This is a genomic window from Candidatus Thermoplasmatota archaeon, from assembly GCA_029907305.1.
Lineage (GTDB): Archaea > Thermoplasmatota > E2 > DHVEG-1 > DHVEG-1 > JARYMC01.
Map to the genome: position 1 here is coordinate 1 of JARYMC010000052.1, position 10,558 is coordinate 10,558.

At 35.4% G+C, this 10,558-nt stretch carries 13 protein-coding genes; 12 read left to right on the top strand and 1 reads right to left on the bottom strand.

Annotated elements, in window-relative coordinates; all coding sequences use genetic code 11:
* The first annotated feature begins 140 nt into the window (after positions 1 to 140).
* The gene (locus tag QHH19_04860; GenBank protein ID MDH7517654.1) at positions 141 to 2,369 is read left to right on the top strand and encodes a hypothetical protein; all 2,229 of its coding nucleotides are present in this window, start codon (positions 141 to 143) and stop codon (positions 2,367 to 2,369) included.
* Between the two features lie 5 nt (positions 2,370 to 2,374).
* Here QHH19_04860 and QHH19_04865 read toward each other — a convergent pair whose 3' ends face one another.
* On the bottom strand, positions 2,375 to 3,562 hold the full coding sequence (locus QHH19_04865) for an NAD(P)/FAD-dependent oxidoreductase (GenBank protein MDH7517655.1): 1,188 nt from the start codon (positions 3,560 to 3,562) through the stop codon (positions 2,375 to 2,377).
* Positions 3,563 to 3,622: 60 nt separating this feature from the next.
* On the opposite strand from QHH19_04865, the gene QHH19_04870 reads away from it, so the two are divergent.
* The 11 genes from QHH19_04870 to QHH19_04920 all read left to right on the top strand — a co-directional run.
* Positions 3,623 to 4,018 carry a hypothetical protein gene (locus QHH19_04870; protein MDH7517656.1) on the top strand — a complete coding sequence of 132 codons (396 nt, stop codon included), beginning with the start codon at positions 3,623 to 3,625 and terminating at the stop codon, positions 4,016 to 4,018.
* Positions 4,008 to 4,367 carry a peptidyl-tRNA hydrolase Pth2 gene (pth2, locus tag QHH19_04875; protein MDH7517657.1) on the top strand — a complete coding sequence of 120 codons (360 nt, stop codon included), beginning with the start codon at positions 4,008 to 4,010 and terminating at the stop codon, positions 4,365 to 4,367. The genes QHH19_04870 and pth2 overlap by 11 nt, the downstream gene beginning before the upstream one ends.
* 65 nt (positions 4,368 to 4,432) lie before the next feature.
* On the top strand, positions 4,433 to 5,005 hold the full coding sequence (locus tag QHH19_04880; GenBank protein MDH7517658.1) for a DUF99 family protein: 573 nt from the start codon (positions 4,433 to 4,435) through the stop codon (positions 5,003 to 5,005).
* A complete protein-coding gene (locus QHH19_04885) occupies positions 4,992 to 5,177 on the top strand; it encodes a 4Fe-4S binding protein (protein ID MDH7517659.1) in 186 nt (61 codons plus the stop codon). The genes QHH19_04880 and QHH19_04885 overlap by 14 nt, the downstream gene beginning before the upstream one ends.
* Before the next feature lie 5 nt (positions 5,178 to 5,182).
* A complete protein-coding gene (locus tag QHH19_04890; GenBank protein MDH7517660.1) occupies positions 5,183 to 6,373 on the top strand; it encodes an NAD(P)/FAD-dependent oxidoreductase in 1,191 nt (396 codons plus the stop codon).
* An 11-nt stretch (positions 6,374 to 6,384) separates the two neighbouring features.
* Complete coding sequence (locus QHH19_04895; GenBank protein MDH7517661.1) at positions 6,385 to 7,197, top strand: NAD(+)/NADH kinase; 813 nt, start codon at positions 6,385 to 6,387, stop codon at positions 7,195 to 7,197.
* A 4-nt stretch (positions 7,198 to 7,201) separates the two neighbouring features.
* On the top strand, positions 7,202 to 7,624 hold the full coding sequence (locus QHH19_04900) for a Mov34/MPN/PAD-1 family protein (protein MDH7517662.1): 423 nt from the start codon (positions 7,202 to 7,204) through the stop codon (positions 7,622 to 7,624).
* A gap of 62 nt (positions 7,625 to 7,686) precedes the next feature.
* Positions 7,687 to 8,067, top strand: a complete 381-nt coding sequence (locus QHH19_04905) for a hypothetical protein (GenBank protein MDH7517663.1) — start codon at positions 7,687 to 7,689, stop codon at positions 8,065 to 8,067.
* A 93-nt stretch (positions 8,068 to 8,160) separates the two neighbouring features.
* Positions 8,161 to 9,243, top strand: a complete 1,083-nt coding sequence (locus QHH19_04910) for a hypothetical protein (protein ID MDH7517664.1) — start codon at positions 8,161 to 8,163, stop codon at positions 9,241 to 9,243.
* Entirely contained in the window at positions 9,197 to 10,273 is a 1,077-nt protein-coding gene (locus QHH19_04915) for a PH domain-containing protein (protein MDH7517665.1), read from the top strand. Before QHH19_04910 ends, QHH19_04915 begins: the two co-directional genes overlap by 47 nt.
* 40 nt (positions 10,274 to 10,313) lie before the next feature.
* Positions 10,314 to 10,558, top strand: a 245-nt coding sequence (locus QHH19_04920) for a pyruvoyl-dependent arginine decarboxylase (GenBank protein ID MDH7517666.1), incomplete at its 3' end; no start/stop codon positions are given.

Here is a 10,558-nt window from a genome sequence, read left to right on the forward strand (position 1 = left end):
TGGAGGTTTTATGCAGATTTGTATTATGGAATTGCATGCACTAAATAAGGAGAAAGAATGAATTTGCGGGCAACACTCCTTTCGTGAGAAAGTTTTTATAATGACATATGTTTAATTATTAAAGTTAGGATATGGGTGTAATGCAATTAACTAGAATAATATGCATAATGGCATTAGCTTTTTTGATATTAGCGATATTTCCCATAAACAATCTTGTATATGCAGAGGATGTTATAGGGAATGATATAGATGCAAATTTTAATATCGAAATGATAAGTGCAACTGATTTCAAAATTAACGTAGATTTTATTGTTAACAAACTAACTTTAAGTGGGAGTGAAAACGTCTACACGCGGAATGATATAAAAACGATAGCAAGCAGCAACCAAGAGTTACTTGGCGCTATAAAACATGAGTTACAAATAATGCTATATAATACTATAACTAAAACGTTTAATACAACTAAAGCTAACAAGAATGCTGTTATCTCTGCTTCAAATGTTTTACCAACATATGAAAATGATAAGTTTTATAACAGTTTTACAGTGAATCTAAGCTCAGCCTTTTTTGGTATGAAACAAATAGTAAATGCTTACAATTTTTTAAATGGCGTATTAAACATGGGTGCCAAAGTAAATTATGATATAAATTTACAAGCTGAATTGGGTTGGGACAATATTTATACGATTATACTACCAGCCTCGTTATATTGTCCCTTCACAAGCGGAAGTGTATCAGGTAATAAAATAAGATGGGAAGTAAAAAACAGTGACGGAACACAAAATAGTAGATTGGCTAAGATGACAATTCAGAGATATGAGTCTACACCAACCATTCCAAAAACTGAAGACATTAAGCTAGAATTTGAGCTAAACACTAGAAACATAGAAAAAACTAGTTTAAAAACAAAAATTATAATGAAAACTATAGATATTAGTGAATACAACGTTTTACCAGCTTTTATAACTAACTTAAATTTTTTGCCAGCGGATGGTATCAGATTATTTGTAGAAAACGAGTTTATCTCATGGGATAAAATACATGAGACGACGATCACCCCATTAAAAGATAAGGTGATATCAAAAATTGAAAGTTCGTCTTTAAACCAAACACTCGATATGGTATTCAATTGGGATCTTAATACGACAACAAACTGCTTAGTACCATATGACACAGTAAATATGGATGATGACCCACCGGTAAAAGCTGAGTTTATAGATAGTGATATAAATCTCAAGATTTGTAACATACCAAGTAGAGTATTTTTTGGGTTAAGTAAAGCTGGTGCGAAAGCAAACATCTCTTCAACAGACATCAATTTTGGTGATAAACTAAATGAAATAGGTTACCCTTACACTGGTTTATTCTATTTACCGAACAACGTTACTTTAGATGGAGAAAACATATACAGATGGAACTCTAGCAAACCAATATCCGGTAAAATTGATTCAGATGGACCAGAGTATAATGAAGAGAAAATAGAAACCATAGTAAAAATTGAGTTAGGTAGTACAGATCTGAATTTGTTTAGTGTTTTTACAGGAAAAACAGAACTATTGCTTGGATTGTATTTAGAGGAGGAGCAAAATTGTAGTGTTATAACTCTCCCATCTGAATTTTATTTACCGAAGCAGATATCAATAAAATATCTGAACTCAGATGCGATAAGGTTGTGTATTGAGGAAAACGTGTTTACCTCAGATGATGTAAATAATTTTTTAAACAGCAAAAAGCAGCTTTTTAATAGCTTACTATCTGGTGTGTTAACTGGTTTAAAAGTTGATGGGCGTAGTGATAGAGGAGAGTTTGATAGATCTCTGGTATGGGATAAGGATATAAGTAGAATGGATGATGATCTGCCGATTAAGGTTGTTTCATATGCTCATAGTTCTTATTCTGTTAATTTGGGTGTTTCTTTTTCGCCTCCGGCGTTTGATTTTTCTAATTTGATTTTTAATTTTGTTGGTCAGGAGAATCAAAAAGTTACGTATAGGATTGTTTTCCCGAAGGGGTTATCTTCTGTAGAATATGATGATCCATCGGGTAAAGCGTTTTTAGGTAAAACTGAAGATGGTAGATATTATTTAGAGACTACTTTTGATGAAGATGAATCTGGTGCATCTACTATGGTAACATGTAAAATGGTTCCTTCGCCATTGTTTATGCTCAGTATACTTATGCCTTGTATTCTTAGTTTGATCATCTTCGTTATTTTAATTGTAGTAATAATTGTCATTAGAAGAAAAAGAAGGTTTGGTGGCAAGAAACCAAGAGTTAAGGCTAGAAAAGAAGAGGAGGAGAAAGAGTTCGGAGGTTATGAGGAACAGGATTATTATGTGCCTCCGCCACCGCCGCCTTCATCTAGATAAAAAAATTATTTTTTGATTATCTTCGGTAAAAACTTTATTAGAGAAGGTATGTTTTTTAGAAGAGGTTTTACTAGTTTTGATGGGTAGTCGATGTCACCATATTTCGATATGGTCTGTATGATTTTTGTGTCTTGGAATTTTATTATGTAGTTGTCTAACTGTTCGTCTGTGAGGTTCTTAAAAATTTTTCTGAATTTCATGCCGAGTTTTAGTTCTTTACCGATTTTGTCATTGCATATTTTGTTGTATTTTTTCAAAATTTTGTTAGTGAAATCTTTTTTCTGTAATGCTTCTATAGCTGTTGTAGCGCAGTAATCTGCGCATAGTAAACCTGTGTATATTCCACCACCTGAGGTGGGTTTTACTTGTGCTGCGGCGTCTCCAACTATCATAATGTTTGATTCTGTTGTTTTCCTCAGTAATCCTAAGGGTATTGTTCCTCCTGTTTTTCTAATGATTTTTGTGTTTTTTAGATACAGTTCCGTGTTTTTGTTTTTTAAGAAATTTGAGAAGTAATAATTTGGTGGGTATGGTAAGTTTTGGTTTATGCAGAGCCCTATTCTTGCTTCTGTGCCTTGTTTGTTGGTTGGTATTATCCATGCAAAGAATCCTGGTGCTATGTTTTTTCCGACGAAGATTTCTACATAGTTTGGGTTTAGATTTGTACCTGTTATTTCTGCGCCGATTCCATTTAAAAACTCTGCTGGTTTTGGTAAATTAAACCATTCCCTAGTCTTCGAAAAAGGTCCGTCTGCGCCGATCAACAAGTTGCATTGTATGTTGATATTTTGGTTTGTTTTTAATTCAACATGTTTGTTTTGTTTTTTTGCTGAGATGACTTTATTTCCTAAAAAAACCTCTATTCCTTCATCAACTGAACTTTGTATTATTTCTTTATCAAAAAGTGGTCTGTCTATTACAACTGCATGAACTTTGTCTCCACCAATTGTTAAAATGTGTCCTGATGGTGAATGTATGTTTGCACCTCTGATTTTGTTTTGTACAACAATTTTCTCAGGTATATTAGTTAAATTAAGAGGGCGTGTTGTTATCAACCCTGCGCATTTAAGTGGTTCACCTATTTGCTTGTGCTCCTCGAATAACGCTACTTTGTATCCTGCTTTCACTATTTGTCTAGCTACTTGCCCGCCTATGGGCCCACCGCCAACTATTGCAACATCATATTTTTCCATGTTTTAGTAATTTTGGCATATATTCCAAAGATTTATAATAGAATCGCAGATACCTTGGCTGTGGAATTGAACGTGCTGTTTACTAGCATTTTAATACTCATAATAGCAGTAGAAGTTACCATATTTTTGTTCCTTAATAATAAAAAACAGAAAAGTGAGGAACAAATTAAAAAGGAATACAAAAAGAATGGTTTGTTGTGTCGTTTTGTTGTAGATGCTAAGGGAAACAAAATCGGTGAAAGTGTAGCTGTAAACGATGATATAATGATAGTGAAAGTGGGTAGTAGATATCTGGGTGTACCACTTAAACATGTGGAAGAAATGGAAAAAACTTTACTGGTAAAAGGATTGATTGACTTTGATAAAGCCGAAGAACTAGGAGAGAAATGGAAAAAAGAATCTTTTCATGAAATAGATCATTCTGAAAATGCAGAAGGTAAAGTAGATGAACTTTGAATACAAAATGGTGATTGTTACCAGGAAAGATTTGAATCTTTCACCAGGTAAACTAGCTGCACAGGTTGCTCATGCTGCTGTTGCATGTGCGTTAGAAACAAAAAAAACTAATTCTAAGTGGTTTACAAAATGGCAGAGTGAGGGTGGGAAAAAAGCTGTTGTGAGAGTTGATTGTGAACAGGATTTTTATCCGCTTAAAGAAAAAGCTGAGCAGCTGAGGATTGTAACGTATCTTGTTGTTGATGCGGGTCATACTGAGATACCTGCTGGTACAAAAACGGTTTTAGGAATTGGACCTGCTCCAGAGAATCTGATAGATCAGGTCACTGGAAATTTACCTTTGCTGTAGGATTTTAACAAAAAATTTTTTTTGTCGAAAACATTATTAGAATACCTTGGTTTTTATTTTGTTTGATGAAACAACAAATCCGTTTGTTAGGTGTTGATGATTCACCATTCACATTTACTGAAAAGTATACGACGGTAATTGGTGTTGTGATGCGTGGTGGCGAATATCTTGAGTGTGTTTTGAGGAACCAGGTGGCCGTTGATGGATCTGATGCAACACCTGTTTGTAAAGAGATGATACAGAGTACGCGGCATAAAAAACAGTTGAAGGCTATGTTGCTTGATGGAATTGCTCTCGGTGGCTTCAATGTAGTTGACATCGACGAGGTATATTCTGCTACAAATCTACCAGTTATAACAGTCACTAGGGATAAACCTAATTTTGAGATGATAAAAAAGGCATTGAAAAAAAATTTTGATGACTGGAAAGAACGACTGGATCTAATGAAAAAAGGAAAACTCCACGAAATTAAAACTATGTACAACCCTATTTATGTTAAATGTGTTGGCTTGTCTATAGATGAGGCAAAAGAAATAATAAAGATTTCTACGATAAGGGGTGTCATACCAGAGCCCATAAGGGTGGCGCATCTTATAGCCTCAGGTATAACAACGGGTGAATCAGATGGTAAAGCCTAAAGCCAAGGTTGATAGCAGTAAATGTCTTGCTTGTTGCGGTTGTATTTCTGTTTGCCCACAGGATGCTATTACGTGGTGCAGTGGTAAAGCTTTTGTTAACAAGGAGGAGTGCATAGGTTGTTCTATATGTGTGAAAACCTGCCCTGTTGGTGCTGTTAGTCAGGAGGTTTAATAGTCATGAAATATGATGTTGTTGTTGTGGGTAGCGGACCTGCTGGTAGTATTACTGCTCGTTTCGCTGCAGAAGCTGGCGCTAAGGTCCTTGTTTTGGAGAGAAGGGCAGAGGTTGGTGTACCTGTTCTCTGTGGCGAGGGTATCAGTCGTAAGATAGACAAATGGGATATGCTTGAGGGGACTCGTTGGATAGCTAGTAGGATGGATGGCGCACGCATATTTTCCCCTGATGGTACCATGGTTAAGCTTTCAGCTGATAAAGCTGGTAACGAAACAGGTTACGTAATTTATAGGGATATTTTTGATCAGGAGCTTGCTAGAAGAGCAATTAAAGCTGGTGTAGAATACCAGATGAACACACAGGTTTTTGGTCTCATAAAAGAAAAAAATAGGATTAAGGGTGTGAAGGCTAAACATTTCGATGATGTGTTTGAAGTTGAAGCGGATGTTGTTGTTGGTGCTGATGGCGTTGAATCCAAAGTTGGTTTATGGGCTGGTATTAATACGATTTTGAAGCCTGTTGATCTTGAGACATGCGCCCAATACACATTAGCGGGAGTTGAATGCAACGAAGGTTTTTGTGATTTTTATCTTGGAAACAAAATTGCACCTGGTGGATATGTCTGGGTTTTCCCAAAGGGAAAAGATGTTGCTAACGTAGGAATAGGAGTATTAGCTAGCCTAAGTGAACCTGGTATGGCTAAAAAACTTCTTGATAAATTCATTGATGCTCACCCTGAATTAAAGAAAGGTAAACCATTGCGTTTCTTGGCAGGTGCTGTACCTGTTTCTTTACCAGTTGAAACAATAAGGGATAATCTTGTTTTAGTTGGTGATGCTGCTAGACATGTTGATCCCATAACTGGTGGTGGATTAACACATTGTCTTGAGGGAGGGAAAATAGCTGGAGAAGTGATAGGTGAAGCTGTAGAAAAACAGGATTTTAGCAAAGAAACACTAATGGAGTATGAGAACCGTTGGAAAGAAGCGTTTGGTAAAAAAATAAAGAGAAACTATGTTGTTAAAGAGATAATGCTTGATATGGATGATAAAACATTTAATATGCTAGCTGACTCGCTTAAAGACTATAATTTTGATGAGATAAGTACATTGAGTCTTGTGAAAGCATTGGTTTTAAAACACCCGTCGCTTTTAAAAAGGTTAGCACCACTTATAAAAGTAGCAACTGTATAGAGGGTTTTATTATGAAGTGGGGTCTTGTATGTAAACCTGGCGCAAAAAATACTGTCTCGTTAGCAAAGGATGTTTATGATTTTTTGAAGGAAAACGGTGAGGTTTTTGCTGAAAAAAATTTCGCAAAAGAAATGAATTTAAAAGGTTATTCGCTTGAAGAGATTAACAAGAAATCAGATGTTGTTGTAGTAATCGGCGGAGATGGTACAATACTTTGGACTCTGCAGGCTGTAGAGAAACCGATTTTTGCCATTAACTCAGGTGGCATGGGTTTTCTAGCAGAGGTTGAATCAAAATATGCGATTGGTGGTTTAAAACAAGTTATTGAAGGGAAATACAATATAGAGGAAAGAGCCAAACTAAAGATTACTGTTGATGGCAAACGTCTCCCTGATGCTACAAATGAGGTGACTGTTCAAACAGCTCGTATTTCTAAGATAATGTATCTTCAGCTTTTTGTTGAAGGAGAACTTTTTGAGACACTTGGTGCAGATGGTATAATAATTGCTACGCCTACTGGCTCAACTAGCTATGCTTTGAGTGTTGGTGGCCCTATAATGGATCCATCTGTAAACGCGATGGTTATCGCCCCTCTAGCTCCTTTTAGACTGTCTGCCCGCCCATGGGTCGTGCCACTTGAGAAAAAAATTAGTGTAAAGATTTTACCGCAAACAAAAGAATCTAAGCTTGTTATCGATGGAAATTATTCTCAGAATGTTACAACCGATGATGACATAGTTGTTACTGGCTCTGAGAAGAAAGCAAATTTTGTTAGATTTGGTGAAAGTTTCTATCAGATGGTCAGATTAAAGCTGGTGCGATAAAAAAATGAGGTTTTTTAAACGAAGAGAGAGAATTTCGCCGTCTCAGAAAAAATGGAGGATTACGCATAAGTGTTTGAAACTAATTTTAGAGGCGTCTAAATCAAATTATCCTAGAGAATTCGGTGGTTTACTACGCGTGGATAAAGCATCTAAGGATACTATAAGTGAGATTATTATTTTACCTGGTACTATATCTGGTGATTCTCATGCGATCTTTAAGTTGCACATGTTACCTATTGACTATAGTATTGTTGGAACCGTACATAGCCACCCGTCATCTTTCATAATACCTTCGGAAGCGGATTTGGATCTTTTCGATAGATTTGGTAAAATACATATTATTGTTGCAAGCCCTTTCAATGAAAACTCATGGAAAGCCTATGACTATATGGGCAACGAGCTAGAAATCTATATAATATATGATTAAAAATTTAGCTAGTTTTATAATGAAAAAAAAGGTTATATGGTTGGTAAGGAGGCAAAATGTATATGAAAATCAATAATGAAAAACTCGTTGGTTATATTCTATTAATTGTTGGGCTATGCATAATGATATATACAATAGCAACAGTAATCAGTGTTTTTACAGGTGGCGGTGGTATCCCTGTCAAAATACTTGAAGAAAAAACAACACAGGGAGCATCTGGTTCAAGTCCTGAGGATACAATGATGCTGCTGTTTCCAATGTTCAATGCACTGATTTGGGTAGCAATAGCTTTTTTACTAGTTGCTGCTGGAGGACGTGTTGCTAGGATTGGTATACAAATGATGAAGGCATCTTTGCCGGATATAAAAATTATTAAAGAAAAAGAGATAACTGACGAGGTAGCAAAACAGAGTAAAAAAGAAGGAGTAGAGGAAACAAAATAGTAAAAAAATGATTTTTTTGGTTTGTTTTAACACTCTCTCCACTAATATAAGATTTTATATAAATCAATCGTATTCATAAAAAATGAGAGAGACATGATGGGATCACAAATTGACACGTTTGTTTTTGCACCATTAGCACCAATATTAGGTCTACTACTTTTCTGGTTCATCCAACTACTATTCATAGAAAGCCAGAGATACATACTATCAAAAATATGGCATAAACATGAACCATTATGCAGGTTCACTAACTTCCTTGGGATACTATACCAAACAATATGCCACGCACTTGGTTACACAGTTACAAGAAGCGGGATATCAGATTTTTTTATCAGTGTAGACTATGGTAAAGTCGCACCAAAAAAAGAGAAAAAAGGAGTGTTTGAATGGGTGTCAAACGCTTTCCTCTTCATTGGTCCTTTCTTTATTCCTTCTTTATTATTGTTGATATATTTCATTTTGATAATAAATCCTTCAGCTTTTAGCTTCACAACTGGTTACTACGAATCTTTTTCATCAGGGTTACAAAACTTTGGCACAAATCTTTACAGTTTTTCAGAAAAATTCTTTGCCTTTTTGTTTAATATAGATTTCCTGAATCCAGTGCATTTCGGGTTCTTCATTTTGCTGATAATAGTAGGTTTAGGTATACGACCTAGTTATATTGGCGAAACAAAAAAAGAAAAAATCGATATGTTATATGATCTAAGAAACATCAAAAACCTACTGATCGGTAAACCCCTATATCTAGTTTTTTTGTTTGTTATAGCATACATAATATTTTATATCTCTTTTTTTCTTGAACATGGATGGTACATCGCATTGTTTTCTTTCTTAGGTTGGCTTTCAACAATAGCCATAATTTCACTTATTATTACTCAAGCAATAGTATTTCTTATAAAAAACACGGACGAACTGCAAAGACCCTGGAGTTTTTTACCGTATTTAGCAATCCCTGTTTCTTACCTAACAATGCGAACAACTTTTTTCTTTTATCAGTTGAATATGTCAAATAGTGTTTCTTTGATGGTAATGATTTTATCCACTGTTTTAATTACCTTCTTGCTATTAAAATATAAAACCAATAGATTTAAAACCAAGAAAGACATAAAAAAAGCAGAGGAAGAGGATGACAAAAAAGAAAAAAGAAAACGAAGAAGAGATACTAAAGAATGAACATATTGAAAGAGTACTTTCGCCTCATCCACTCTCATTTATGAAGTTACAATCACTTTGCCTGTTTTTGATAATATGGGGGGTTGTTGTATATTGGTTGGTTAATTTCTCAGATTGGAAAGGATTGTTCAGTGGAAACGATTGGTTCCCTGTATTAGCATGGGGGCTTGTGATGCTTTTATTTGGTGTTGTTGCATCACTGATTGCTATACGTTGGAGTGTTTTTTTTATGTACCTCGCTGTTTTTGTTTGTGCAGTGGGTTTAATGTTGTGGCAGAATTGGCTTAAGGATTCTGCCTTGTTTATCCCTGTGTTTTCTGTCGCTGCTTCTATTGTTGGTTTTTTGATCGTTGAGCTATATAGAAGATCACATAAATACATCATCTCAAATCTACGTATCGCTTTCAAAGGCGGCATATTTACAAAACAAGAGAGGACTGTCAGGTACGATAAAATAACTGATATTAATGCTAAACAAGGTATACTTGGTCAGATTTTTGGTTTTGGTACAATCATACCTATCACACAAGCAGGTTTTGGTCTTGGTAGCGATAAAACTTTTGCAGCTGGTGGCGTTGAAATTGGTGGTAAAAAAGCTAAACTTTTTGGGCTTGCTGGTGGCGGCAAAGAGGTGCAGACACCAAGGGCTAGAAGTTATTATGAGCTCCATGGCGTCTACCCATACAAAGAGATTAAAAAGCTTATCGAAAACCTCGTCCAAGAAAGTGTGATTACACCTTATCAACAAGAACAAACAGAGTTTCAAAGACAACAGGTGGATATTCAAAAGCAAATGCGTGATTTGTTGAAGATGCAGATGAAAACAAAAAAAGAGAAAACTGCAGTTGACTTAGCAAAAATGCGCGAAGAAGATGAAGAGGAGGAAGAACCTGAGGAAGAGGAACCATACGAGCCAGAACAAGTTGATATACAGGAGCAGATGAAAACTCTTCTGAAAAAACAACTAGAGGTAAAAGGCGAATCAACTGAGGAACAAGACGAAGAAGAAGAACCCAAAGAAGAAAAATAATAGATATATTTATAATCTGAAATTATATTTTCCTTCAAACATGGTACCAAAAAGAGTTTTTTTCACAAAAGGTGTGGGGAGACATAAACACGAGCTGCAATCATTTGAGTTAGCATTGCGTGACGCTGATATTGAACAATGTAATTTAGTATATGTTTCAAGTATTATCCCACCAAATTGTAAAATTATTTCTAAGGAAAAAGGCGTTCAATGCCTTCGTGCCGGTGAAATAACTTATGTTGTTATGTCCAGAAATTCCACCAATGAACCAAACAGATTAATTGG

Excerpts from the sequence above, each read along its gene's own strand:
- QHH19_04860 (MDH7517654.1), top strand. The coding sequence starts at position 141 with ATGCAATTAACTAGAATAATATGCATAATGGCATTAGCTTTTTTGATA.
- QHH19_04865 (MDH7517655.1), bottom strand. The coding sequence starts at position 3,562 with ATGGAAAAATATGATGTTGCAATAGTTGGCGGTGGGCCCATAGGCGGG.
- pth2 (MDH7517657.1), top strand. The coding sequence starts at position 4,008 with ATGAACTTTGAATACAAAATGGTGATTGTTACCAGGAAAGATTTGAAT.
- QHH19_04880 (MDH7517658.1), top strand. The coding sequence starts at position 4,433 with ATGAAACAACAAATCCGTTTGTTAGGTGTTGATGATTCACCATTCACA.
- QHH19_04885 (MDH7517659.1), top strand. The coding sequence starts at position 4,992 with ATGGTAAAGCCTAAAGCCAAGGTTGATAGCAGTAAATGTCTTGCTTGT.
- QHH19_04890 (MDH7517660.1), top strand. The coding sequence starts at position 5,183 with ATGAAATATGATGTTGTTGTTGTGGGTAGCGGACCTGCTGGTAGTATT.
- QHH19_04895 (MDH7517661.1), top strand. The coding sequence starts at position 6,385 with ATGAAGTGGGGTCTTGTATGTAAACCTGGCGCAAAAAATACTGTCTCG.
- QHH19_04900 (MDH7517662.1), top strand. The coding sequence starts at position 7,202 with ATGAGGTTTTTTAAACGAAGAGAGAGAATTTCGCCGTCTCAGAAAAAA.
- QHH19_04905 (MDH7517663.1), top strand. The coding sequence starts at position 7,687 with ATGAAAATCAATAATGAAAAACTCGTTGGTTATATTCTATTAATTGTT.
- QHH19_04910 (MDH7517664.1), top strand. The coding sequence starts at position 8,161 with ATGATGGGATCACAAATTGACACGTTTGTTTTTGCACCATTAGCACCA.
- QHH19_04915 (MDH7517665.1), top strand. The coding sequence starts at position 9,197 with ATGACAAAAAAGAAAAAAGAAAACGAAGAAGAGATACTAAAGAATGAA.